This is a genomic window from Dyella sp. 05T440 (assembly GCF_056395965.1).
This window is the reverse complement of the sequence record NZ_JBFTKN010000004.1, coordinates 174,693-198,582: the sequence shown is the minus strand read 5'-3', so window position 1 is coordinate 198,582 and position 23,890 is coordinate 174,693. Positions and strand designations below refer to the sequence as shown.

The 23,890-nt window shown below is 65.1% G+C and carries 20 protein-coding genes; 10 read left to right on the top strand and 10 right to left on the bottom strand.

Annotated features, from left to right (window positions below; translation table 11 throughout):
- Window position 1 precedes the first annotated feature (1 nt).
- Both rpoD and dtd read right to left on the bottom strand, forming a co-directional pair.
- Window positions 2–1,861 carry an RNA polymerase sigma factor RpoD gene (gene rpoD, locus AC1DE1_RS06550; protein WP_441601902.1) on the bottom strand — a complete coding sequence of 620 codons (1,860 nt, stop codon included), beginning with the start codon at window positions 1,859–1,861 and terminating at the stop codon, window positions 2–4.
- 163 nt (window positions 1,862–2,024) lie between these two features.
- Window positions 2,025–2,465: a D-aminoacyl-tRNA deacylase gene (gene dtd, locus AC1DE1_RS06545; protein WP_477176591.1), complete on the bottom strand. Its 441-nt coding sequence runs from the start codon at window positions 2,463–2,465 to the stop codon at window positions 2,025–2,027.
- 161 nt (window positions 2,466–2,626) lie between these two features.
- Between dtd and AC1DE1_RS06540 the strand changes: the two genes are divergently transcribed.
- Window positions 2,627–3,508, top strand: coding sequence for an LpxL/LpxP family acyltransferase (locus tag AC1DE1_RS06540; RefSeq protein WP_477176592.1), 882 nt, complete (start codon window positions 2,627–2,629; stop codon window positions 3,506–3,508).
- Window positions 3,509–3,647: 139 nt separating this feature from the next.
- Here AC1DE1_RS06540 and AC1DE1_RS06535 read toward each other — a convergent pair whose 3' ends face one another.
- The 4 genes from AC1DE1_RS06535 to AC1DE1_RS06520 all read right to left on the bottom strand — a co-directional run bounded on the left by AC1DE1_RS06535 (window position 3,648) and on the right by AC1DE1_RS06520 (window position 7,625).
- Window positions 3,648–3,971, bottom strand: coding sequence for a hypothetical protein (locus AC1DE1_RS06535; protein ID WP_477176593.1), 324 nt, complete (start codon window positions 3,969–3,971; stop codon window positions 3,648–3,650).
- Window positions 3,968–5,674: an ArnT family glycosyltransferase gene (locus AC1DE1_RS06530; protein WP_477176594.1), complete on the bottom strand. Its 1,707-nt coding sequence runs from the start codon at window positions 5,672–5,674 to the stop codon at window positions 3,968–3,970. The genes AC1DE1_RS06535 and AC1DE1_RS06530 overlap by 4 nt, the downstream gene beginning before the upstream one ends.
- Before the next feature lie 89 nt (window positions 5,675–5,763).
- Window positions 5,764–6,813, bottom strand: a complete 1,050-nt coding sequence (locus tag AC1DE1_RS06525; RefSeq protein WP_477176595.1) for a UDP-N-acetylglucosamine 2-epimerase — start codon at window positions 6,811–6,813, stop codon at window positions 5,764–5,766.
- Entirely contained in the window at window positions 6,810–7,625 is an 816-nt protein-coding gene (locus AC1DE1_RS06520; RefSeq protein WP_441601908.1) for a glycosyltransferase family 2 protein, read from the bottom strand. The genes AC1DE1_RS06525 and AC1DE1_RS06520 overlap by 4 nt, the downstream gene beginning before the upstream one ends.
- 218 nt (window positions 7,626–7,843) lie before the next feature.
- On the opposite strand from AC1DE1_RS06520, the gene AC1DE1_RS06515 reads away from it, so the two are divergent.
- Genes AC1DE1_RS06515 through AC1DE1_RS06495 form a run of 5 tightly spaced genes read left to right on the top strand, consistent with a single transcriptional unit; the run spans window position 7,844 to window position 12,949 of the window.
- Window positions 7,844–9,031, top strand: a complete 1,188-nt coding sequence (locus AC1DE1_RS06515; RefSeq protein WP_477176596.1) for an O-antigen ligase family protein — start codon at window positions 7,844–7,846, stop codon at window positions 9,029–9,031.
- A gap of 40 nt (window positions 9,032–9,071) precedes the next feature.
- Window positions 9,072–10,022 carry a UDP-glucuronic acid decarboxylase family protein gene (locus AC1DE1_RS06510; protein ID WP_441601910.1) on the top strand — a complete coding sequence of 317 codons (951 nt, stop codon included), beginning with the start codon at window positions 9,072–9,074 and terminating at the stop codon, window positions 10,020–10,022.
- Window positions 10,019–10,948, top strand: coding sequence for a glycosyltransferase family 2 protein (locus tag AC1DE1_RS06505; protein WP_441601911.1), 930 nt, complete (start codon window positions 10,019–10,021; stop codon window positions 10,946–10,948). Before AC1DE1_RS06510 ends, AC1DE1_RS06505 begins: the two co-directional genes overlap by 4 nt.
- Before the next feature lie 22 nt (window positions 10,949–10,970).
- Window positions 10,971–11,831: a glycosyltransferase family 2 protein gene (locus AC1DE1_RS06500; protein WP_477176597.1), complete on the top strand. Its 861-nt coding sequence runs from the start codon at window positions 10,971–10,973 to the stop codon at window positions 11,829–11,831.
- On the top strand, window positions 11,828–12,949 hold the full coding sequence (locus tag AC1DE1_RS06495; protein WP_477176598.1) for a glycosyltransferase family 4 protein: 1,122 nt from the start codon (window positions 11,828–11,830) through the stop codon (window positions 12,947–12,949). Before AC1DE1_RS06500 ends, AC1DE1_RS06495 begins: the two co-directional genes overlap by 4 nt.
- A gap of 405 nt (window positions 12,950–13,354) precedes the next feature.
- Here the strand turns inward: AC1DE1_RS06495 and AC1DE1_RS06490 are convergent, their stop codons facing one another.
- From AC1DE1_RS06490 to def, 4 genes are all read right to left on the bottom strand, one after another.
- On the bottom strand, window positions 13,355–15,085 hold the full coding sequence (locus AC1DE1_RS06490) for an ArnT family glycosyltransferase (RefSeq protein ID WP_477176599.1): 1,731 nt from the start codon (window positions 15,083–15,085) through the stop codon (window positions 13,355–13,357).
- 115 nt (window positions 15,086–15,200) lie between these two features.
- Window positions 15,201–16,499 (bottom strand): 16S rRNA (cytosine(967)-C(5))-methyltransferase RsmB, encoded by a 1,299-nt coding sequence (gene rsmB, locus AC1DE1_RS06485; protein ID WP_477176607.1) that lies wholly within the window; start codon window positions 16,497–16,499, stop codon window positions 15,201–15,203.
- Between the two features lie 192 nt (window positions 16,500–16,691).
- Window positions 16,692–17,612 (bottom strand): methionyl-tRNA formyltransferase, encoded by a 921-nt coding sequence (fmt, locus tag AC1DE1_RS06480; protein WP_441601915.1) that lies wholly within the window; start codon window positions 17,610–17,612, stop codon window positions 16,692–16,694.
- The gene (gene def / locus AC1DE1_RS06475; protein WP_441601916.1) at window positions 17,609–18,118 is read right to left on the bottom strand and encodes a peptide deformylase; all 510 of its coding nucleotides are present in this window, start codon (window positions 18,116–18,118) and stop codon (window positions 17,609–17,611) included. Before def ends, fmt begins: the two co-directional genes overlap by 4 nt.
- Window positions 18,119–18,307: 189 nt before the next feature.
- Here def and AC1DE1_RS06470 point away from each other — a divergent pair, with 189 nt between their 5' ends.
- The 4 genes from AC1DE1_RS06470 (at window position 18,308) to tsaC (ending at window position 23,873) form a co-directional block, all read left to right on the top strand.
- Complete coding sequence (locus tag AC1DE1_RS06470; protein ID WP_441601917.1) at window positions 18,308–19,435, top strand: LysM peptidoglycan-binding domain-containing protein; 1,128 nt, start codon at window positions 18,308–18,310, stop codon at window positions 19,433–19,435.
- A gap of 81 nt (window positions 19,436–19,516) precedes the next feature.
- A complete protein-coding gene (gene dprA, locus AC1DE1_RS06465; RefSeq protein ID WP_477176600.1) occupies window positions 19,517–20,644 on the top strand; it encodes a DNA-processing protein DprA in 1,128 nt (375 codons plus the stop codon).
- 124 nt (window positions 20,645–20,768) lie between these two features.
- Window positions 20,769–23,300 (top strand): DNA topoisomerase I, encoded by a 2,532-nt coding sequence (locus AC1DE1_RS06460; protein ID WP_477176601.1) that lies wholly within the window; start codon window positions 20,769–20,771, stop codon window positions 23,298–23,300.
- Window positions 23,301–23,873: an L-threonylcarbamoyladenylate synthase type 1 TsaC gene (gene tsaC / locus AC1DE1_RS06455; protein ID WP_477176602.1), complete on the top strand. Its 573-nt coding sequence runs from the start codon at window positions 23,301–23,303 to the stop codon at window positions 23,871–23,873. It begins immediately after the preceding gene.
- Window positions 23,874–23,890 lie beyond the last annotated feature (17 nt).

The window sequence follows — 23,890 nt, the reverse complement described above, 5'->3', positions numbered from 1 at the left end:
CTTAGTCGATGTCGAGGAACGAGCGCAGCTGTTCCGAGCGGCTCGGGTGACGCAGCTTGCGCAGCGCCTTGGCCTCGATCTGGCGGATCCGTTCACGCGTGACGTCGAACTGCTTGCCGACTTCTTCCAGCGTGTGATCCGTGTTCATGTCGATGCCGAAGCGCATGCGCAGTACCTTGGCCTCGCGCGGGGTGAGGCCGGCGAGCACGTCGCGCACGGTTTCCATCAGGCCCGTTTCGGTGGCTGACTCGATCGGCGAGGACGCGTTGGTGTCCTCGATGAAATCGCCAAGATGGGAATCCTCGTCGTCGCCGATCGGGGTTTCCATCGAGATCGGTTCCTTCGCGATCTTCAGCACCTTGCGGATCTTGTCCTCAGGCATGTCCATTTCCTTGGCCAGCTCTTCAGGCGTCGGCTCGCGGCCGAACTGCTGCAGCATCTGGCGGGAAATGCGGTTCAACTTGTTGATCGTCTCGATCATGTGCACCGGGATACGGATGGTGCGTGCCTGGTCGGCGATCGAGCGGGTAATGGCCTGGCGGATCCACCACGTGGCGTACGTGGAGAACTTGTAACCGCGGCGGTATTCGAACTTGTCCACCGCCTTCATCAGGCCGATGTTGCCTTCCTGGATCAGGTCCAGGAACTGCAGGCCTCGGTTGGTGTACTTCTTGGCGATGGAGATGACCAGGCGCAGGTTCGCCTCGACCATTTCCTTCTTGGCGCGGCGTGCCTTGGCCTCGCCGATCGACATCGTGCGGTTGATTTCCTTGATGTCGGTCAGCGGCAGGAACAGCTTGTGCTCGATCGCGCCGAGCTTTTCCTGCTCGCCGTCGATCGCTTCCTTGTAGGTCTTGATGTTCGGCGACCACTTCTGGCGCTTGCGGCCCAGCTCGTTCGCCCACTCGAGGTTGCCCTCGTTGCTGGGGAACGTCTTGAGGAACTCGGCCTTGGGCATCTTCACGTGCTTGACGAAGATCTCCATCAGCACACGCTCGTGGTGACGGATATCGTTCACCACTTCGCGCAGCTTGCGCACGAAGCTGTCGATCAGCGCGGACGGCAGCTTGAGCTTGAGGAATTCCTCAGCCATCTGGTCGCGCAGCTTGGTGACCTTCTTGTCGTTGATGTCGGTGGCCTTGGGGGCCGCCTTCTGGAACTTGCCGTAGTAGTCGCGCAGCAACTCCATGCGGCGCTTGACCTCTTCCGGGTCCGGACCAGTCGGGCCGGCTTCTTCTTCTTCGGCCGCGCCTTCTTCTTCTTCGTCTTCGGCGTCCGCGTCGGCTTCTTCAACCTCGGCGTCGGCGGCAGCAGCCTGGGCCGCATCGGCGGCTTCTTCAAGGTCGGCGAAGCCGGCCAGGATCTCGCTCAGGCGGCGCTTGCCGTCCAGATGCTGGTCGTATTCCTCGAGCAGCAGCTCGATGGTCAGCGGGAAGCTGGCAAGCGCGGTCTGCACCTGGCCCAGGCCTTCCTCGATGCGCTTGGCGATGGCGATTTCGCCCTCGCGGGTCAGCAGCTCGACCGTACCCATCTCGCGCATGTACATGCGCACCGGGTCGGTGGTGCGGCCCACTTCGGAATCGACCGCCGACAGCAACGCGACCGCTTCTTCGGCGGCAGCTTCGTCGTCGGTGGACGCGCCGGGCGCGTTGTCCGAGAGCGGATCGGAATCGGGAGCGGCATCGTGCACTTCAATGCCGACGCCCTTGAGCACCGCCATGATGTCTTCGATCTGCTCCGGATCGACAATGTCGTCGGGCAGGTGGTCGTTGATCTCGGCGTAGGTCAGGTAGCCCTGCTCCAGACCCTTGGAGATGAGCGCCTTGATTTCAGACTGTTGCTCGGGAGCTTTGCTATTCATACCTACCGCCGCGTATGCAGGAACCGATCAGTATACCCATGTGATGCTTTTTTGACCAGTTTTCAAGGAAGAAAATCGGTAGCGCCGACACGCAAAAATCGCGCCAAATCGGCATCTTCCGAGGATTTTTTCGTCTTTGGTCGAGATCGCCGGGGTGCAGGCGTCATGGGGTCTCCAGCCAGAAGGTGACTGGGCCGTCGTTGACCAGATGTACCTTCATATGGGCGCCGAACTGCCCGATTTCCACCCTGGGGTGCGTTCCGCGGGCCAGTTCCACCAGCCGGTCGAACCAGCGGCGGCCCTCCTCGGGCGTCGCGGCGCTGGTGAAGCTGGGGCGCATGCCCGAACGGGTGTCGGCGGCCAGGGTGAACTGGCTGACCAGCAGCAGCTCGCCGCCGGTGTCGGCCAGGGAGCGGTTCATGCGGCCCTGCGCGTCGGCAAACACGCGGTAACCCAGCAGGCGTTCGAGCATGCGCCTGGTGCGCGGTTCGTCGTCGCCGGGCTGCACCGCCACCAGCGCAAGCAGGCCGGGGCCAATGGCCCCGACGGTGGTGTTTTCGACATCGACACGGGCTGACAGGACACGCTGGATCAGGGCGATCATCGAAAGTGGTAACGGCCGGAGACGGCGGAAGCTTAGGGCCTGACTATCGCCGACGCATAGCCTGCGAAAGTTGTAGAGCATGCCCTGGGGCGAAGAACGTAACCGGGCCGCATGTCGTTGACCCGTGAACCGGCGACGCGGGCGGTTACACTGCGTCGCTCATGCGATTCGACATCACCCTCCTCTATCTCCTCCTGCGCCTGTTTGGACGGCTGCCGCTGCGCACGCTGCATGCCCTGGGCGCCGCCATCGGCCGCCTCTCGCTGGCCCTGCACACGCGCACCGCGCACAACACCTCGGTGAACTTGCAGCTGACCCGGCCCGGCCTGGACAAGCGCGCGCATGCCGCCTTGCTGCGCGAAGTGATGGAGGACGCCGGCCGCTCCGCCACCGAGATCACCTGGATCTGGGGCAACGATGCCGAGCGTGCGCTCGACCTGGTGCGCGAGGTCCGTGGCGAGGCGCTGTTCGATGCCGCGCTGGAGTCGGGCAAGGGCGTGATCATCGCGGCGCCGCACCTGGGTTGCTGGGAGTTGCTCAACTATTGGCTGTGCCGCAAGACGCCGATGGCGATCCTGTATCGCCCGCCGCGCATTGCCGCGATCGAAGGCCTGCTGCGCAAGGTGCGCGGCGCGCTGGCGCCGGAGCAGGTGCGTGCCGAAGGCGCCGGCGTGCGCACCTTGTACAAGCGACTGGCTGCCGGTGGCACGGTGGGCATCCTGCCGGACCAGAAGCCGCGTGCCGGCGAAGGCGAAGTGGCGCCGTTCTTCGGCCAGGATGCGCTGACCATGGTGTTGTTGCCGCGGCTGGCCGCGCGCACCGGTGCGACCGTGCTGTTCGCCTTTGCCGAGCGCTTGCCCAAGGGCGAAGGTTTTCGCATCCATCTGCTGCCGGCGCCGGAAGGTCTGGCCGATGCGGACCTCGCGATCGGTTGCCGGGCGCTAAATCAAGGCGTGGAACAGTGCGTGGAGCTGGCCTTCTCGCAGTACCAGTGGCAGTACAAGCGTTTCTCGGCGGACACCTGGAAAAGCCCGTACGACTGAATCACTTGCGCGGCATCCCACCTGTGGGAGCGCACCCCGTGCGCGACATGGGCGCCTGGTCGTTACCGCCCCGTAGGCTTGTCGCGCACAGGGTGCGCTCCCACAAATATCTCGCCGCACGGCAGATGCGGGCGGTTGCTCAGCCCTGCTTTTCCAGCCGCCGCAAAAACACCGTCATTTCCTTCTCGGCCTGCTTGTCGCCGCGCGCCTGGGCGACGCTGATGCCCTGGCGCCACGCATCGGCGGCGCCGGCTTGGTCATCGACGGCAAGGCATGCCTTGCCCAGCAGCTTCCACGCGGCGGAATAGTGGGCGTCGAAGGCCAGCGCCTGGCGAAACTCCGGTATCGACCCGGCGGCATCGCCTGCCGCCAGCAGCGCATTGCCCAGCGAAAAGCGCAGCAAGGCGCCATCGCGCGGACCGCCGCACTGCGCGCGCAGGTTGGCGATCAGTGCGTCGTTCATTGCAGGGCGCGGGAGCGCCAGGGGTCGACCTGGTAGACCCGGGTCGGGTGCAGCGGCTCAGGCGGTACGCGGCCGAGACGTAGTTCGGCCAGCGACTTGGCCGGCCAGATCACCACCCAGCCCGAGCGGAACGGCTGCACCAGCAGCGCATAGCGCAGCGCATCGTTGGTGAGCTTGTCCGGATGCTCCACGATCAGCCCATCGGGGTGTTCCTGCGCGAACGTCTGCAGGGACTTGCCTTCGTACAGGCGCTCGATGCTGTGGGTCAGGCGGCCGGCGAAATGGAACTGGCCTTCGTAATTGCCCAGCAAGCCCAGGGCCTGGTTTTGCGCATCGGCCGCGCCGAGCAACTGGGCCGACGGCCGCAGGTCGAAGTTCTGCCACATGGTGAGGGTGAACAGCGTATTGAGCGCCAGCGTGCCGACCAGGCCGGCAAACGCCAGGCGCCGCAGCTCGCCGCGACCGCGCAACAAGAGCAACACGCCCAGCAGCACAAACACCACGCTGAAGAAGCGGCTGTAGCGCTGGGTCGTGTCGAACCATTCGCCATGCAGGTCGTTGTGCGATACCAGCACCGGCAACACGAACAGGAAGATGCCGAACAGGATGCCGCCCACGCCCAGCGGCCAGGTACCCAGCCAGGGGTTGTCGGCGAGCTTCGGACGCTGATCGCGCAAGGCCGCGATGGCGCCGGCGACGAGCAGGGCCGCGCCCGCAAATTCCGGCAGCGGGTAATACAGCTGCTTGCCGCTGATGAAGGAGAACACCACGATCACCGGCACCAGCCAGCACAGCGCAAAACGCAGGCCGCTATCGAGCGGGCGGCGCAGCGTGGCGAGCGCCACCCAGGCGCGCGGCCATCCGCTGAACGGGAACAGCAGCGCCGGGATCATCGGCACGTACCACCAGAACGGGCGTGCGTGATCGAACGCGTTCACCACGCGGCCGGCGGTCTGGGTGAAGAACAGGCGTTGGCGGTAAGCCTCACCGCCCGCGAAGCCGGCAGGCAGCGCCCAAGCCAATAGCATCGCACCGCCCAGCAGCAGCGCCAGCACGCCGCGGCCGTACCAGCGCACGCGGTTGTCGCGCGCCCAGTCGTTCCACAGCGGGCCGAGCAGGAAGGGAAAGGCCACGTGCAGAAACATCACCGGGCCCTTGGTCAGCAGGCCCGCGCCCACGCACAGGCCAAACAGCAGCCAGCGCGGCTCCGCGCGGTCCCGCTTGGGTGTCAGGCAAAGCAGCGCAGCCAGCACCCAGACCGCCAGCAGCACCTCGTACATGATCTGCAGGCCGAACAGGAACGCATAACCGAGCGCCAGCAGGATCCACGGCGCGCCCTTGGCCACCCACGGGCGGTTCGGAAACAGGCGCTGCGCCAGCACCGACACCAGCACCAGCTGGGTGCCGCCGAAGATCACCTCAAGCACACGCGGCCAGATGTCGTTGACGCCGGTCACCAGCCAGCCGGCGTGGATCATCCAGAACAGCAGCGGCACCTTCTCGCTGTAGGGCGCGCCATTGATGTGCGGCACCAGCCAGTCGTGGTGAATCCACATCTCCCAGGCCACCGCGAGCGTGCGGGTGGAATACAGCGGCATCGGGCCGTGCGAGAAGATCGCCAGCAACGCGGCCAGGGTCCACAGCGGCAGCCATGGCCAGAGGGAGCGCAGGTGTTCTGAGCGGCTATAGCTGCTGGATGCCACGGGCAGTCTTCTTTATGGGATTGAAACAATTCTAGCCCGAGCCGCCCCTGCTCCACGCTGACCCGGCCGCCGCGCGGCCGGGGCTGGGCTCAGTAGCGGGCCGGTCCCCAATAGCCGATCCGCCGGCGGATTTTCAGTTTTCGCCAGAAATTCCGAGGCTTAGGGCGACGGTTGCGGCCGCCGGCGGCGATGAAGCCGTCGATCGCCTTGAGGATGCGCTCAGCCGAGTGGCCATCGCGATACGGATGGATGGCCTCGCCGTACTCATGGATGGCCTGCATCAGCTCGGCCGGTCGCGACAGCGCGCGCTCGATTGCCGGCTCGAACTGGGACACCTGGTCGATATCGATCAGCTGCGGACCCGGCCGGCGGTTCTTGAAGGTCACCACGGGCTTGCCGGTGAGCAGGAATTCATTGAGTGCGGAGGACGTGTCCGAGCACATCATGTCCACCTGCGGAAACAGCTCGAGGATGTTGTCGTTCTCGGCGAACGTCAGGTGCTCGTTCTGCAGCGCCTTGTACTTGGCCACCGTGGCCGGCTCCATCTTCGGATGGAAGGTCACGATCCAGCGCCAGCGCCCGTCGCGCGAGAGGCGTTTGACTTCCTCATACAGCGTTTCGGCGGCGCTCCAGGACGGCGAGAAGGTGGAGTGGTACAGGATCACCGGCGGCTGGCGCACCGGCGGGATCGGTCCGGTGATTTCGCGCATGAAGGGGTCCAGCTTGGGAAAGCCGGTCTCCACCACGCTGAAGTGGCCGACGCGATCGGCGATGGCCTGGAACTGCGCCGTGTCGCGCGGACCGGTGGTGCAGTACAGATCGAAGAAGCCGCGGATATAGATATGTCGCGGCTTGCCCGCATCGAAGCCGTGGAAGGTTTCCACCTTCACGCCGGGAAAGAAATGCGGCACCGCATTGCTGGAGGTGATCACGGCCCGCGGCTTCCACGCGCGCACTTCTTCCACCGTCAGCGCGCGCTCGCCTTCCACCAGGTCTTCGGCGCCGGGACCGTCGAAGAACCAGGCGGCCTCGTCGCCGCGGGCGCGGATCGCGTCCTGGATCGGACGCAGGATGGCCAGCGCATAGCGCTCGGAGCCATACAACAAGTAATGCTCTCTCAGAGCGGGGTCTTTACTCATCGATCGATGCCATGGCGGATCAGGGCGTCGGTGGCCGTCTGCAGCGACGCGGGATTGCGGCGCATCTCGTAGTAACGCATGCGTTTGTAAGCGGCATACGAGGCGCCTGTCTGCGCGATCACAAAGCCACGCCAGCCATCGAGGAAGGCCAGCCGCAGGAAGTAATCCTTCACGAAGGCCAGCAGATACACGAAGGGCGTCTGCCACATGCGCACCGGCTTGTTCTTCTGCAGCCAGTCACGGCATTTGAGTTCGGCGTAGCGCAGCACCTTGATCTGTTTCTCGGGCAGGCTCGGGTTGTTCTCGTGGTTGAACACTTCTTTCAGCAGCACGGAAGGTCCATCGAAACGCAGCGACTCGTGCACGCGCACATCGGCCCAGCGCGCGCGGTCGCGGTGGTACAGGCGGGCCATTTTCTCGCCACGGCCCGGCAGGTACCAGCGCATGCGCTCGCCCATGAAGATGGTGGAGCGACGCAGGTAGGCCGCGCAAAGATTGCTGGCCATCAGCTTGGGCAGCCGCTGCTCCAGTTCGGCCGCCAGTTCGGGCGAGAGGTACTCATCGGCGTCGAGCGCCAGCACCCAGTCATTGCTGCACTGCGTCGTAGCGAAATTGCGCTGCGGCCCGAAGCCCAGCCACGGCTGGTGCACCACCCGTGCACCGTGGGCCTGCGCGATGGCTACCGTGTCATCGGTACTCCCGCTGTCGACCACAAGTTTTTCACTGGCGAAGGGCACGCTATCCAGACAGCGGCCAATATGCTTCGCCTCGTTGTACGTCATGACCACGAGGGTGAGGGAAAAGGTAGGCATAAAGTGAATTCTACCGGTATTCGCCGGCAGGCTTGGTCCTCCGGGAGGCCCCGGTCGGCGTTAGCCGACAGGGTCGCGGTCGGCTCAGTTTCAGCTGGAACCGTGCACTATTCTGCTGACTTTGGGCGGAGCAAAGCCGAAAATAGACCGGTTTCGGGTCCGCCCGGGCCGCAGTAACGAACAGGCAAGCAGGCAGTATGAGAAGCAGGGCGATCCCATTGAAAACCGACGTTCAGCCGAAGAGCCGGGCCATTACGCGCACGATTCTTGGCGTGGGCATCGTCTGGATGATGCTGGGGATGGTCATCATGCCGGCCGGCGTGTCGTTCAATCCCGGCAAGCCCTACCAGACCAGCCTGATCGTGTTGCTCTACCTGCCCGCCCTGGCGCTGTCCTTCTCGCAGGGCGCGCGGGTATGGCGCGAACTTTGGCCGCTGCCGGTGTTCCGGGTGTTCCTGGCGTTGCTGGCTTGGGCGCTGCTCTCCTTGAGCTGGGGCCACATACCCCATGCGGGGGACGAGGTCGGCCGCCTGATCAGCGTGCTGGCATTCGTGCTGGGCTGGCATGCCTATGCCGCCAACGACGTGTCGCGCATCCGCCATCTGCTGCTGGCCGCCGGCCTGGCCATCGGGGCTTGCGCGATCTACTACTGCATCAGCTTTGTGCGCGCTCCCATGGAAGATGGCCGTATCGTCGGCGAGGGGACGATCGCCACCGCCAATTACGCGGCGGCGCTGATGGGGGTGGTGGCGCTTTGGCTCAGCCAGCTCGATATCGACGACCGTCGCTGGTCCATCGCACGTTATGTGGCGATGGCCGTGCTGCTTCTGTTCGTCGGGCTCACCCAGACACGCAGCGTGTGGATGGCTTTGGCGCTGGCCATCCTGCTGATGCCGTTGTGGCAGCCGGGCCGCATCCATCGCTGGGTGGCGGTGACCGTGGTCGTGCTGGCGGCGGTCATGTTGCTGTGGCCAGCGTCCATGCTGACTGTACGCGGCACGTCTTTGCGCCCGGAGCTGGCCATGCAGGCGATGCATCTGGTCGCCCAGCATCCCCTGCTGGGACTGGGCCAAGGTGCTCCCATCAGCCTGCTCGTCAACGGTGCGGCCTACACGCACACGCATAACCTTCTGACCCAGGTCACTGTCGAGCTGGGCCTGCCGGGCCTGCTGCTGACCGTCGCCATGTGGCTCATGCTCGGCTGGCAAGGCTGGCGCCATCGCGGCACCCTGCAGGGTCGGCTGGTCCTGACCATCTGGGTTTACGCCTCGGTCGTACTCCAGTTCGATATGCCGCAGATGCTCGACAGCCCGCGGCCGGCATGGCTGCTGATCTGGCTGCCGATGGGTCTGGTCGTGGGCCTGCTCGCGGGTGACCGGGCCAAGCCGGCAATTTCCATCCATTGAAACTAAAGTACCCCGACGTGTTGGGGATTCGGGGATCTCGATGAACAAGGTGTTGGTTACCGGCGGTGCGGGCTTTCTCGGTTCCCATCTGTGCGACCGGTTGCTGCGCGACGGCCATGACGTGCTGTGCGTGGACAACTTCTTTACCGGCAGCAAGCAGAACATCGCGCACCTGCTCGATCACCCGTACTTCGAGATGATGCGGCACGACGTGACCTTCCCGCTCTACGTGGAAGTGGACCGCATCTTCAATTTCGCCTGCCCTGCCTCGCCGGTGCATTACCAGCACGATCCGGTGCAGACCACCAAGACCAGCGTGCACGGCGCGATCAATATGCTCGGCCTGGCCAAGCGTACCGGCGCACGCATCCTGCAGGCGTCGACCAGCGAAGTGTATGGCGATCCGGAAGTCCATCCGCAGCGCGAGGACTATTGGGGCCGCGTCAATCCCATCGGCTTCCGCAGCTGCTATGACGAAGGCAAGCGCTGCGCCGAAACGCTGTTCTTCGACTACCACCGCCAGCACAACCTGGACATCAAGGTGGTGCGCATCTTCAATACCTACGGCCCGCGCATGCATCCGAACGATGGGCGCGTGGTCAGCAACTTCATCGTGCAGGCGCTTCGCGGCGAGGACATCACCATCTATGGCGATGGCAGCCAGACGCGCAGCTTCTGCTATGTCGACGACCTGATCGAAGTGATCACCCGCATGATGAACAGCGAGGCCGGCTTCGTCGGCCCGGTGAACATCGGCAACCCGGTCGAGCACACCATGCTGCAACTGGCCGAGCGTGTGATTGCGCTGGTCGGCGGCAAATCCAGGCTGGTGTTCCGCCCGCTGCCCTCGGACGATCCGCGCCAGCGCCAGCCGGATATCGCGCTGGCCAAGGAAAAGCTCGGCTGGGAGCCGCGCGTGAGCCTGGACGACGGCCTGCGCGAAACCATTGCCTATTTCCGTCAGCTGCTGAAGGGAGAGGTGGCTGCATGAAGGCTCTGACCTTCAGCGTCATCATCACCAACTACAACTACCGCGACTACGTCGGCGAGGCGATCGACAGCGTGCTGGCGCAGACGCGCGCCGCCGCCCAGGTCATCGTGATGGACGACGGCTCCACCGATGGTTCGGCCGCCTGGCTGGCCGAGCGCTACGGCAACGACGAGCGCGTGACGCTGCGCTGCGTGAGCAATGGCGGCCAGCTTTCGGCGTTCGTCAAAGGCATGGAAGGCGTCACCGGCGACATCGTGTGTTTTCTCGATGCCGACGATCATTGGGACAAGGATTACCTGGCGCGCATCGGCGAGGTGTACGACAGTCGCCGGGATATCGATTTCGTGTTCACCGATGTCAACTTGTTCGGCAATGAGCAGGGCATCGTCGGCTACGCGGATCGAGCGACCGATCTGGGCTATACCGCCATCAGCACCTGGGTGACGGCCTACTGGTACGGCGCTGCCACATCGGCCTTGTCGATGCGGCGCATGTGGGCGCAGCGGGTGCTGGATCTGCCGCATACGTTTCTCACGACGTGGCGCATTTCGGCCGATAACTGCCTGGTGTTCGGCACCAGCGTGCTGGGTGCGCACAAGTATTACCTGCCCACGGGCATGGTCCATTACCGCGTCCATGGCGCCAACGGCTGGTGGCACGCACGCGATCGCGAGAACCAGTTCGCCAACCTGTTCCGCTCGCGCACGCTGATCAATCACTACGCCGAGCGCATGCATATGGACGTCCATACGCTGGACCTGGCCAAGGCCGAGTTCCGCAGCAAGCCGGCGGCAGGCATGGATGAGGCCTGGCGCTATGCCGGCATTGCGTTCCGGCGCGGCACGGCGGGCTGGCTCAAGCGGGTGGAGCGCACCGTATCCATCCTCCGGCACGGCCGTCGCAACAGCGGCAAGGCGGGAGCGTGATGTCGCGCGGGGCTGCTGGCATATGAGCGCCGGACTGGAGCTCAAGGTCAGCGTGATCCTGCTGACTTACAACTGGCCACAGGCGCTTGAGCGCATGCTCGAAGGCCTGGCCCGCCAGACCCAGCTGCCTTGCGAAGTCATCGTGGCCGATGATGGCTCGAGCGAAGAGACCGCTGTCTTGGTCAAGCGCATGGCGGCGACGTTCCCGGTGCCGCTGCGCCACCTGTGGCAGGAAGATCACGGGTTTCGGGCGGCGCGTGCGCGCAATCGCGGCATTGCCGCCAGTCGGGGCGACTATGTGATCCTGCTCGACGGCGACATGCTGATCGAGCCGCACTTCATCGCTGATCATCTGATGCTGGCCGAGCGTGGCTGTTTCCTGCAAGGCGGACGCATCAAGGCCACCGCTGGGGAATCGCAGCGGCTGCTGGAAGGCAAGGCGCCGGTCTTTGCGCCGTGGTCCACGGCGCACTTCGACGAGTTCGACGGCACCAAAAAGCTCTACGCCTTCCGTGCACCGTGGCTGGCGCGATGGAAGTCCCGCTCGCGCAACGGTGGGCGAGTGATGAGCTGCAACATGAGTTTCTGGCGCGACGATCTGTTGAAGGTCAATGGCTTCGACGAACGCATGGAAGGCTACGGCGCGGAAGATCGCGAGCTGGCGGCGCGCCTTGAAAACACCGGCCTGAAGCGGCGCGCGCTCAAATGGGCAGCGCTTGCCGTGCACCTTTGGCACAACTCGCGTTCCCCGCCGGACGTCGACGACATGAGCCTGCCGAACAACGTGCTTTTCCACGAGACACGCACGCAAGGGATCACCTGGTGCGAGCGCGGGATCAGCCAGCACATCGACCTGCTCGGTGAAAGCGATCACGCGGGATGAAACTGCTCTATACGAATTTTCATCACGGCGACGGCGGCGGCCACACCACCTACATCCGCGAACTTGCCGCGGCGCTGGCATCGCGGCACGAGGTGCACGTGGCGGCGCCGCCAGGTAGCCGCCTCAATCGCGAGGCGCGTGCCTTGCCCGGCGTGTTCGTGCTGGACCAGCCGTTTCCGAACGGCTTGAACAAATGGAAGGCCCGACTTCGCGCACGTGCGCAGCTAGCCTCCTATCTGCGCGAGCAAGCCTTTGACCTGATCCACGTCAACGGCTCCGCCGATCATCGCCTGGTGCTTTCGGCCATGCCGTCCAGGCGTCCCGCCCTGGTGTGGACCAAGCACAACTCCAAACCGGTCCGTGGCCTGGGCGCCGCGCTGCGCGCGCGGCACACGGATATGGTCATCGCCGTGTGCGAGTACACGCGCCGCGAGTTGATGCACACCGCCTATCGCCGCTGCAGGTTGGAAACGGTCTACAACGGCGTGGATATCGAGCGTTGGTCTCCGTGGCCGATCGACCAAGCCAGGGCTGAGCGTGCACATTGGACAGGTGGCGATGAAAGCGTGTTGGTGCTCGGTAGCAACGCAGGAACGGCGAGTTACAAAGGCTGGATGGACCTCATGGAAGCATTGCCGATGCTGCCGGAGGAGATTCGCCGTCGAGTGCGCGTGGTGATTGCCGGCGTGCCGCCCAAGACGGCAGAACTGGAGCGAGTCGCCGCGCTTGGTGTGTCCGATCAGGTGCATTTCACCGGCGTGTTGACCGACGCCCGCCCCATGGTGGCCTCGCTCGACGCGGGCTTCGTGTTGTCCTACGACGTGGAAACCATCTCGTTCGCCTGCCGCGAAATGATGGCGATGGGCAAACCGGTGCTGCTCACCCGCTACGCGGGGCTGCCCGAGAATATCCACGAAGGAAAGGATGGTTGGCTGGTCCCCGTGCGCAATCCCGCGGCGATTGCTGCCGCCGTGCAGCGATTGCTCGAACAACGCGACACCCTGCCTGCGATGGGCGAAGCTGCGCGCCAGCATGCGGAGCAGGAGTTTGGGTTGCCGCTGTTTGTGGGTCGAACGGAGCAGATTTACCAGGATCTGCTGGACATGCGTCGGACCTGATCGCCGGGACGAACAGGGCGAAGTGAGGTGCATCGCATTTCTATCGCGCCGACAACCTGGCCACAACGCAACTGTAGGAGCGCACTTGTGCGCGACCACCTAACGGAGTGGTACACCCATGCGCTGCGGTCGCGCACAAGTGCGCTCCTACAAGGGGACATGCAGCCCGGTGCCGATCAGCTCTTTGTGGGAGCGCACCCTGTGCGCGACAAGCCTACGGAGCCATACACCCCAGCGTGGCTGTCGCGCACAGGGTGCGCTCCCACAGCGCCGCGTAGGCGGCACGCTGGCCTCGTGGCGACAGCTAGTCACCGAAGCTTTGGATTTAGGCATGCGCCGGGATGACGATCAAAAAAGGGCGCATTCAAGCAAGTGGGCGTAGCCACCACCACCCACCCAACCCCCTCACTCCTCCAGCGCCGCCGCCGGCACCCGATCCACATCCTCACTAGGCATGCACCCCGGCACCACGGCATCAGCCTTGAACATCCACCACTCACGCCGATTCGCATGCCCCAGGCTCACCGCCTTGCTGCGATCCACGCACTGAGCCATCACCCCATCCAGCGCAAACAACCAGCGATGCTCGGGATCCGCAGCCTGCCATTTCACCGCAGCGCTGTACTGCTCATGCCACGGTCGCGTAAAACCGAAATCCGTGGCCGGATGGTTGAACATCAGCAGGTTCTGTTCCTTCCACGCCACCATGCCGATCTGGTCGCCCGCCGGCAGGCGCTCACGCACGTCCTGCATCAGCCCGGCAGCCGAGCTGGAATCGTTGAGGATGGGGTAGGCCCACAAGCTCCACACCAGCCACATGGCCGCCATGCCGCCAGCGACGGCGGCGACAGCGCGACGCATGCGCAGCGTGGCGATCAGCAGCAGTTGCACGGCGCCGATGGTGACGAACATCCACCACAGCGCATGGCCGCCATCATCAAAACCGCGCGCCGTAGCGAACTCGCTCGCAAACTTCGGATGCGCCACCAGCGCCGTGGCGCCCACGCCGAGCATGGCGGCGCCCATGATGCCGATGAAGACGAGCCCAGCCGCACGCAGCCAGCGCTTCTGCAGCAGCTCGTCCAGATACGGCGCACTGACCAGCGCCAGCATCGGCAGCGCCGGCATGATGTAGACGTCGCGCTTGCCCTTGGGAATCGAGAAGAACACCAGCAGCAGCACGATCCAGCCCAGCGGCAACAGGATGCGCGCGTCCCTGGCCTTGAGCGACTGCCACCAGCGCGGCAGCGTGCCCGGATAGGTCAGCGACAGCGGCAGCCAGGTGAACAGCACGATGGGCACGTAGTACAGCGCGTTGTGGTGGTGATCCCAGGACTTGCTGTAACGGCCGGCCGTCTGGTGGAACAGGATGTCGTTGACGTAAGCGGCATAGGCCGGATCGCCCGCGTGCGCTTTCGCGCCCAACAGCATCGGCACCAGCCACAATGCCATCGCCAGCAACAGCGCAACCAGACCCAATGCCCAGCGCCACCAGGCGCCCTCACCCATGCGCGACACGCCATTCCACTGGCCAAACGCGGCCACCAGATACGGCACAAACATGAAGAGCGCGAGCACGCCAACGCCCTTGGTGATCACGCCCAGCCCCGCGCAGAAACAGCCGAACCAGAACGCGCGCCAGTTAGGCCCTTTCAGCATATGCACCAGCAGGCCCCAGTTCGCCGCCGTGATGTAAAACATCACCAGTGGATCGATCTGCGCCCGTTTGGTCTGGTAGACGAACTGGAACGTGATGAGCAGGGCCGAAGCGGCATACAAGCCGACCTGGCGATTCCACAGGCGGCGGCCGAGGTCATAGACCAGCGCCAGGCAACCCAGTGCCGCCAGCAGCGAAGGCAGCAGGAAGGCGATGCGCCAGCTGCGGATCACCGTATAGCTGGCAGCTTCCAGCCAGAACAGCATCGGCGGCTTGTCCGAATACAGTTCGCTGCCGCGATGTGGGAACAGCCAGTCGCCGCTCTCCACCATGTGCTTGGCAGCCAGCGCAAAGCGCGGTTCGTCCGACGGCCAGGGATCACGCAGGCCCATGCCGGCGCCGATCACCACCAGGGCAATCAGCAGCAACAGCCAGAATCGGCGGCGTTCCAGGGGAGTGGCTTGAGAAAAAACAGACATGGGTGGATTCCGGGGCTGCGGCGGGACGCGTCGCAAACTCATAGCTTAATGCCGTGGCCCGAGCTTAACGGCCTTGGCCTTGTCCCTGGCTTAGCGGCGGCGCCTGCGGGCGCCTTCAGGCCTTCTCGAGGACGGCATAGTACATGCCGTCCAGGTCGCCATCCCCGGGCAGAACCTGCCAGCCGACACTCGCCGCCTGTCCCACTGGCAGGGAGAACTCCACGACCCGTGCATCGGACCGGCCCTGGAGCCAGGCGCCGACCACGGCGTCGTTCTCGGCGCGCAGCATGGAACAGGTGATGTAGACCAGCCGGCCGCCCGGCGCCAGCAGCGGCCACAGGGCCGTCAGGATGCGCTTCTGCTGGGCTACGAGCGGGGCGATGTCGCTGTCGCGGCGATGCAGGCGTACATCGGGCCGCCGGCGCAGCACGCCAGCAGCCGAACAGGGCGCATCGATCAGGATGCGATCGAACGGCTTGCCGTCCCACCAGCCTTCAGGCTCGCCTGCATCGCCGACGACGATATCGGCCTTGAGGCCGAGACGTTCCAGGTTCTGGCTGATGCGCTGGGTGCGCCTGGCGTCGAATTCCAGCGCCGTGAGCGAGAGATCCGCGCGCTCCAGCAAATGGCAGGCCTTGCCGCCAGGCGCGGCGCAGGCATCGAGCACGCGCTGGCCGTCGCGCACGTCAGCAAGATCGGCGGCAATCTGCGCGGCGCCGTCCTGCACCGCGAACTCGCCAGCGGCGAAACCCGGCAGGCGGGTAACGTCGGTGCTGTGCGGCAGCACGATGCCGTCAGCGAGCCACGCATGGGCATCGGCCGTATAGCCGTCCGTACGCAGGCGCTCGATCAGCGAGTCGCGTTCACTGCGGCGATGGTTGACGCGCAGCATCAGCGGCGGCTCGACATTGTTCGCCGCCATCACCGCATCGGCATGCTCGGGCCAGTCGCGCGCCAGCGTCTTGGCCAGCCACAGGGGATGCGCGTGTCGCGTCTGCGGCTTGGCGTCGAGTTCGGCCAGCAGCGTCTCGCGCTCGCGTTGCCAGCGACGCAGCACGGCATTGACCAGGCCTGCCATGCGCGGTCGCTGCATAGCTCGCGTCGCCTGCACCGTAGCGGCCACGGCGGCATACGCCGGCAGCTGCAGGATTTCCAGTTGCACCAGTCCCAGCACCAGCAGTGCATGCACCACGGGCTCCTTCTGGCGCAACGACTTCTCCATCAGGCGATCGAGCACGGGGTCGAACCGCAGCCACCAGCGTGCGCCATCGCTGAGCAAAGCCATCAGCAGCGCGCGATCGCGACCGTCGGCCAGCTTGGGCGCATGACGCTCCATCGCGTCGCGCAGCGAAGTGCCGCGCAAGGCGACGTCGGCAAGGGCTTGGGCGGCTAGAGCGCGGGTATCGGTCATCAGGGGAAGGTAGTGGATGTGGGTGAGAAGCGAGGGTAAACGGAAGCGCGCTTTTTAGCTCGTCATTCCGGCGCAGGCCGGACTCCAGTAGCGTCAGTGCTCGGTTTTCGCTGGCGCTCATGAGACTTACCACTGGCGTCGCGAAAGCCAATGGTTCCCGCTACTGGATTCCGGCCTGCGCCGGAATGACGATCTTTAGAGGCCGCGAGTCTTCATGGCGTTGAAGTAATCGGCCGCCGTAATGCGCTTGCCACCCGCACGCTGCAACGCGGTTACCCGCAGCACGCCTTCACCGCAGGCGATATCGATACCCTCGCGGCTTATGCCAAGCACCGAACCCGGCGCACCGCTGCCTTCGATGGCGCGCGCGGCCCAGATTCGCAGCATTTCGCCAGCGACTTCACCTTCAGCCACCGGCCACGGATCAAAGGCGCGCACCTGGCGCTCCAACTCAATCGCCGGTCGCGTGAAGTCGAGTCGCGCCTCGGCCTTGTCCAACTTGTGCGCGTAGGTGACGCCTTCGTCCGGCTGGGCCTGGGGGGCCAAGCTTTCACCGGCCATCACACGCGCCAGACCCTCGGCGAGCACGTCGGCGCCCAACATGGAGAGGCGATCATGCAGCGAGCCGCCGGTGTCCTCGCCGCTGATCGGCGTGCGGCGCTCCAGCAGTACCGGGCCGGTATCCAGGCCGGCTTCCATCTGCATCAGGTCGACGCCGCTTTCGCTGTCGCCGGCCAGGATGGCGCGCTGGATCGGCGCCGCGCCGCGCCAGCGCGGCAGCAGGCTGGCGTGCACGTTCCAGCAGCCCAGGCGCGGAATGGCCAGCACCTTGCGCGGAAGAATCAGGCCGTACGCCACCACCACCATCAGGTCCGGCGCGTACGCGGCCAGCGTGGCGCGTGCCTCGTCGGACTTCAGCGATTCGGGTTGCTCGACGGGAATGTCGGCTGCCAGGGCCGCCTGTTTGACCGGGCTGGGTGTGAGTTTGCGGCCGCGACCGGCGGGGCGATCGGGCTGGGTGTAGACCGCCACCACCTGCGCACCGCTCGCACGGCACGCTTCAAGGCAGGGTACGGAGAATTCGGGAGTGCCCGCGAAAACGACGCGGAGCTTCAAGCGGTGGCCGCCTGCTTGCGCTGCTTTTCCAGGCGCTTGAGCAGCATGGAGCGCTTGAGCGGCGACAGATAGTCCACGAACACCTTGCCGGCGAGGTGATCCATCTCGTGCTGCACGCACACGGCCAGTGGGCCTTCAAACTCGTGCTCGATCTCGTTGCCGTCCACGTCGTTGGCTTTCACCTTCACCTTGAGGGCGCGGGTGACATCGGCGTAAATGCCCGGGAACGACAGGCAGCCTTCCTGGTAGACCTGGGCGCCGTCCTTCTCGATGATGCGTGCATTGATCAGCGCCAGCGGCTCATTGCGCTCGTCGCTCATGTCGGCCACCAGCACCTGCTTGTGTACATTCACCTGGGTAGCGGCCAGGCCGACACCATTGGCGTCATACATGGTCTCGAACATATCGGCCACGAACTGCTTGAGTTCGGCGTCGAACACGGTCACCGGTTCGGCCTTGGTACGCAGGCGGGGATCGGGAAATTCGATGATGGTCAGTACGGACATGGCTTTACCTCAAGCGCCGAAACTGCGGGCGAATCGGTGAAAACCAAGCCCCGGGCGCATCTAGAATGACCTTTATTGTACGCCGCCAAGCGCCCGTCTGGCATGCTGTTTTGCCAACTGGTCACGGTTGCGTGAACAAGTTGTTCGGTTACACTCGCCCGAGCGTCGGGGGATGGGGGATTCCCGTTTATGATCAGAAAGTCCATAGGGCTGCTGGCCGGCATGCTGGTCACGGTGGCTGTTTACGCTGCGGGCGCGCAATTGCGTGCCGATCACCCGGATACCTATACGGTTCGAAAGGGCGACACCCTTTGGGCGATTTCCGCACGTTTCCTGTCCAAGCCGTGGCTGTGGCCGGAAATCTGGCAAGCCAACCCGCAAGTGCAGAACCCACATCTCATCTATCCGGGTGACGTGCTGAATCTGTCGTTTGCCAACGGTCCGCGCCTGGGCTTGCAGCCCCGCGTGCGTGCCGAGGGCGATGCAGTGCCGGCCATTCCGCTGGATCAGCTGCAGACGTTCCTCAAGGAAATGCGCGTACTCAACAGCGACCAGGTCAAGGCACTGCCTTACGTGGTGGGCTTCGAGGAAGCGGATCTGCGCGGCACGGTGGGCAAGAACGTCTATGCCCGCAACCTGCAGTCCGAGCCGGGCCAGCGCTTTGCGATCGTGCGTCCCACCCAGACCTTCCGCGACTTCGACAGCAAGAAGGGTCGCGACAGTGGTTCGGATCTGGTCGCCCATCCGCTGGACAGCAATGTGTCGCTGGTCCAGACGCCGTGGAAGGAAGATTTCCGCGCGGACGGCCACTACGGCCATGGCGAGGACATCGGTACCGAGGTGATGGTGATCGGCACCGCCGAGGTGTTGCGCACCGGCGACCCGACCACCTTGCTGCTGTTGAACGGCACCATGGAGATCAACAAGGGCGACCGCCTGTTGCCGATCGACGACAAGCCGTATGACGCCTACTACTACCCGCATGCGCCCAAGTCGCTGCCGGGCAATGCGCGCGTGATCGCCTTCGCCGACGCCTACGATGCGGTGGGTCCGCATCAAGTGGTTGCGTTGAACATCGGCTCGCAGGACGGCGTGGACAACGGCCAGACCTATTCGATCTACCAGCCGGGCGAAACCATCAACGACGACGTCGCCCACAACAGCTGGAATCGCGGCACCGGCGTGGACGTGACGCTGCCCCAGGAGTTCGTGGGACACGTGATGGTGTTCCGCACCTTCGACCGCGTCAGCTACGGCCTGATCATGGATGGCCTGCGCCCGGTGCACAGGCACGACAAGCTCGAGCTGCCGAACTAAAACCCCGGCGGTACAGGACGACAGAACGGCGCGGTCACGACCGCGCCGTTTTTTTTTGCGCCGTGCCTAGGCTGGACGGCGATGAACGACCCTCAACATCTACGCACCTGGCTGATCCTGCTGCGCACGCCGCGCCTCGGGCCGGGCGCGCTGCGCGAACAGCTGGTGGCCCATGACGGCCAGGTCGATGCCGTGCTCGCGGCTCTCCAGCAACGACTGGCCGACCTGCCCGCCGACACCCGCCGCTGGCTGCAGCGCCCCGACCCGCGCCGTCTCGACGCCGATCTGGCCTGGCTGGCGCAGCCCGGCCATCGCCTGATGCTGTACACCGACGAGGACTTCCCTCCGCAGCTCGAAGCGATTGCACAGCCGCCCGCGGTGCTGTTTGTCGCCGGCGACGCCAGCCTGCTGTTGCACGCGCAGTTGGCCATCGTCGGCGCTCGCGCGGCGACCCTGAGCGGTTGCGCCGACGCGCGCGCCTTCGCCCAGGACCTGGGCCATGCCGGCTTCACCATCACCAGCGGCATGGCCGAGGGCATCGATGGCGCCGCTCACCTGGCCGCGCTCGAGGCCGGGCTGCCTACGGTGGCCGTGGTGGGCACCGGACTGGACCGCGTCTACCCGCACAAGCACCAGGCCCTGGCCCGGCGGCTGGCGGCCGAGGGTGCGCTCGTGAGTGAGTTTCCTCCGGGCACGCCGGGTCGCGCGGATCACTTCCCCCGCCGCAACCGCCTGATCGCCGGCTTGTCGCTGGGCACCCTGGTGATCGAGGCCGGCCTGCAATCGGGCTCGCTGATCACGGCCCGCCTGGCGGCCGAACAGGGGCGCGAGGTATTCGCTTTGCCCGGTTCCATACATAATCCCCTCGCTCACGGTTGCCATCGGCTGATTCGCGATGGTGCGCGGTTGGTCGAAACGGCTGCCGAAATCGTGGAAGCGCTTGCTCCTGTTGCTGTCGCGCTGGGGCGTGAGCTGGCAAGCCGGTTACAAGGCCTTGCCGTCGCGTCTCCTCAAGAGACGGCGTCCGAAGCCGATCCATCCCGCCGGGCCTTGCTCGACGCGCTCGGTTACGGGCCGGTCGCGCTCGACGATCTGGCGGGTTTCACCGGCAAAACTGTCGCAGACCTTACATCTGTGTTGTTGATGCTGGAGCTGGACGGCCAGGTCGAAGCGCTGCCAGGCAATCGCTACCAACGCTTGCCGGGCTAGCGTAAGGCCAACTGCAGCGCGCTTTCACATGGTTCAGCTTGACGGCGTGATGCCGCCATGCCTTTAACTAAATATAGGAAGCCGGCCCGGACAGGTCGGCTATAGATGGCGGATAGCAAGCTTCATGGCAAAAAACCTGCTTATCGTCGAGTCGCCGGCTAAGGCGAAGACGATCAATAAATATCTCGGCAAGGACTTCCAGGTCCTGGCTTCCTACGGCCACGTGCGCGACCTGCGCCCGAAGGAAGGGGCGGTCGACCCGGACAACAACTTCGCCATGGCCTACGAGGTCATCGACCGCAACGAGAAACACGTCGACGCCATCGCCAAGGCAGCCAAGCTGGCCGACGACATCTATCTGGCGACCGACTTGGATCGCGAAGGTGAAGCGATCTCCTGGCACATCAGCGAGATCCTCAAGGAGCGCGGCCTGACCAAGGGCAAGACGCTGCATCGCGTGGTGTTCTCCGAGATCACGCCCAAGGCGATCAAGGCCGCCGTGGCCTCGCCGCGCCAGCTGTCGCTGGACATGGTCGATGCGCAGCAGGCGCGCCGCGCGCTGGACTACCTGGTGGGCTTCAATCTTTCGCCGGTGCTGTGGCGCAAGGTGCAACGCGGTCTTTCCGCCGGTCGCGTGCAGTCGCCCGCGCTGCGCATGATCGTGGAGCGCGAGGAAGAGATCGAAGCCTTCGTCGCCCGCGAGTACTGGACCATCGAAGCGGCGATGCGCCACCCGGAAGGCGACTTCAACGCCCGCCTGACCAAGCTCAACGGCAAGAAGTTCGAGCAGTTCGACCTCACCAACGAACACGATGCGCTGGCCGCTCGCCATGCGCTGAAGCAGGCGGCACACGGCCACCTCACTGTCAGCGAGGTTGGCAGCAAGGAGCGCAAGCGCCGCCCGGCCCCGCCGTTCACCACCTCCACGCTGCAGCAGGAGGCCGCGCGCAAGCTCGGTTTCTCCACCAGCCGCACCATGAAGGTCGCGCAGGGTCTGTACGAAGGCGTGTCGATCGGCAGCGAGGGCAACGTTGGCCTGATCAGCTATATGCGTACCGACTCGGTGGCACTGTCCGAGGACGCCGTGGTCGAGTTGCGCGAGTTGATCGCACGCGACTTCGGCACCAAGGCGCTGCCGGATCATGCGCAGGCCTACAAGTCCAAGTCCAAGAACGCGCAGGAAGCGCATGAGGCGATTCGCCCGACCTCGGCCATGCGCACGCCGCGCGACGTGTCGGCGTATCTCAACGACGAGCAGCGCAAGCTTTACGAGCTGATCTGGAAGCGCACGGTTGCGTGCCAGATGATCCACGCCACGCTCAACACCGTGTCGGTGGAATTCGCCGTGCCGCACGTGCACGGTGGCGATGCCTCGTTCCGTTCGACCGGCACCACCGTGGTCGATCCTGGCTTCCTCGCCGTGTACGAGGAAGGCCGCGACCAGAAGACCGCCGACGACGATGACGAAGGCCGCCGCCTGCCCAAGCTCGACGTGGGCGAGAAAGTGGCGCTGCAGGACATCCTGGCCGACCAGCACTTCACCGAGCCGCCGCCGCGCTACTCCGAAGCGAGCCTGGTCAAGACGCTGGAAGAACACGGCATCGGCCGTCCGTCGACCTATGCCAGCATCATCCAGGTGCTGCTCAACCGCGAATACGTCTTCCTCGACAGCCGCCGCTTCAAGCCGACCGATGTGGGCCGTGCAGTGAGCAAGTTCCTCACGGCGCACTTCACCCGCTATGTCGACTACGACTTCACCGCCAAGCTCGAAGACGAGCTGGACGCCGTGAGCCGTGGCGAAGAAGCCTGGGTGCCGCTGATGGAGCGCTTCTGGCAGCCGTTCAAGCAGCAGGTGGACGAGAAGACCGAAACCGTCGATCGCAGCGAAGCGACCGGCGCGCGCGAGCTGGGCAGCGATCCCAAGAGCGGCAAGCCGGTGTCGGTGCGCCTGGGCCGCTACGGGCCGTATGCGCAGATCGGCGACAAGGACACGGACGAGAAGCTGCAGTTCGCAAGCTTGCGTCAGGGCCAGAGCATGCACACCATCACGCTGGCCGACGCGCTGGAGCTGTTCAAGCTGCCGCGCAAGCTCGGCCAGGCTGAGAACGGCGACGAAGTATCGGTGGGCGTGGGCCGCTTCGGTCCGTTCGTGAAGCAGGGCAGCACGTACGCCTCGCTCAAGCCCGAAGACGATCCGTACACCATCGAATTGCCGCGCGCCCTGCAGATCGTGCAGGAGAAACTGGAGATGATCGCCAACCGCATCATCCAGGACTTCGGCAACGGCGTGCAGGTGCTCAATGGCCGCTTCGGTGCGTACATCACTGATGGCGAAAAGAACGCGCGCATTCCCAAGGACCAGGAGCCGAAGGAACTGACCGAAGCGCAGTGCATCGAATTGCTCGCTGCCGCACCGGTCAAGAAGGGCCGCGGCGCGTTCAAGAAGACCGCCAAGAAGGCAGCCGCCGAGAAGAAGCCGGCAGCCAAGAAGGCGGCCGCCAGCAAGACGGCCACCAAGAAGGCCCCGGCGAAGAAGACCACCGCCAAAAAGGCTGCGAGCAAGAAGACCGCCACGAAGAAGACGGCGGCCAAAAAGGCTCCGGCCAAGACTGCCACCAAGAAAGCTGCCGCCAAGAAGGCGGCAACGGAAGCCTGAGTGACGGCTCGCTTCAGCCTGTCCGACCTGGATGCCGCCGCCGCGCTGCTGCGCCGCGGCGGTGTGCTGGCCTATCCGACCGAGGCCGTGTTCGGCCTGGGTTGCGACCCGCACAATCCCGTCGCATTCGAGCGGTTGTTCGCGCTCAAGCAACGGCCGCCCACCCAGGGCGTGCTGTTGATCGCGTCGGAGTTTGCCCAGGTCGAGCGTTATATCGACCTGGCCGCCGTGCCCGCCGCCGTGCTGGCGCAGGTGCGCGAGAGCTGGCCCGGACCCAACACCTGGATCTTTCCGCGCTCCGCGGACGTTCCGGCCTGGGTGGCCGGCGCGCATGCCGGCATCGCCCTACGCGTGACGGCGCACGAACCTGCTGCTGCGCTATGCCGCGCCTATGGCGCCGCCCTGGTTTCCACCAGCGCCAATCCGCATGGCGAGCCGCCGGCGCGCACCGCTGACGTAGCTGCCGGCTACTTCGGACCTGCGCTGGATGGCCTGCTGGACGCACCGACCGGCGATCAGCTACGCCCCACCGTGATCCGCGATGCGCTCTCGGGCGCTATCATCCGTGCCTGAGTGAAGCCGCAAGGACT

Coding starts and splice junctions, on each gene's coding strand:
- rpoD (WP_441601902.1), bottom strand. CDS start 1,861: ATGAATAGCAAAGCTCCCGAGCAACAGTCTGAAATCAAGGCGCTCATC.
- dtd (WP_477176591.1), bottom strand. CDS start 2,465: ATGATCGCCCTGATCCAGCGTGTCCTGTCAGCCCGTGTCGATGTCGAA.
- AC1DE1_RS06540 (WP_477176592.1), top strand. CDS start 2,627: ATGCGATTCGACATCACCCTCCTCTATCTCCTCCTGCGCCTGTTTGGA.
- AC1DE1_RS06535 (WP_477176593.1), bottom strand. CDS start 3,971: ATGAACGACGCACTGATCGCCAACCTGCGCGCGCAGTGCGGCGGTCCG.
- AC1DE1_RS06525 (WP_477176595.1), bottom strand. CDS start 6,813: ATGAGTAAAGACCCCGCTCTGAGAGAGCATTACTTGTTGTATGGCTCC.
- AC1DE1_RS06520 (WP_441601908.1), bottom strand. CDS start 7,625: ATGCCTACCTTTTCCCTCACCCTCGTGGTCATGACGTACAACGAGGCG.
- AC1DE1_RS06510 (WP_441601910.1), top strand. CDS start 9,072: ATGAACAAGGTGTTGGTTACCGGCGGTGCGGGCTTTCTCGGTTCCCAT.
- AC1DE1_RS06505 (WP_441601911.1), top strand. CDS start 10,019: ATGAAGGCTCTGACCTTCAGCGTCATCATCACCAACTACAACTACCGC.
- AC1DE1_RS06500 (WP_477176597.1), top strand. CDS start 10,971: ATGAGCGCCGGACTGGAGCTCAAGGTCAGCGTGATCCTGCTGACTTAC.
- AC1DE1_RS06495 (WP_477176598.1), top strand. CDS start 11,828: ATGAAACTGCTCTATACGAATTTTCATCACGGCGACGGCGGCGGCCAC.
- AC1DE1_RS06490 (WP_477176599.1), bottom strand. CDS start 15,085: ATGTCTGTTTTTTCTCAAGCCACTCCCCTGGAACGCCGCCGATTCTGG.
- def (WP_441601916.1), bottom strand. CDS start 18,118: ATGTCCGTACTGACCATCATCGAATTTCCCGATCCCCGCCTGCGTACC.
- AC1DE1_RS06470 (WP_441601917.1), top strand. CDS start 18,308: ATGATCAGAAAGTCCATAGGGCTGCTGGCCGGCATGCTGGTCACGGTG.
- dprA (WP_477176600.1), top strand. CDS start 19,517: ATGAACGACCCTCAACATCTACGCACCTGGCTGATCCTGCTGCGCACG.
- AC1DE1_RS06460 (WP_477176601.1), top strand. CDS start 20,769: ATGGCAAAAAACCTGCTTATCGTCGAGTCGCCGGCTAAGGCGAAGACG.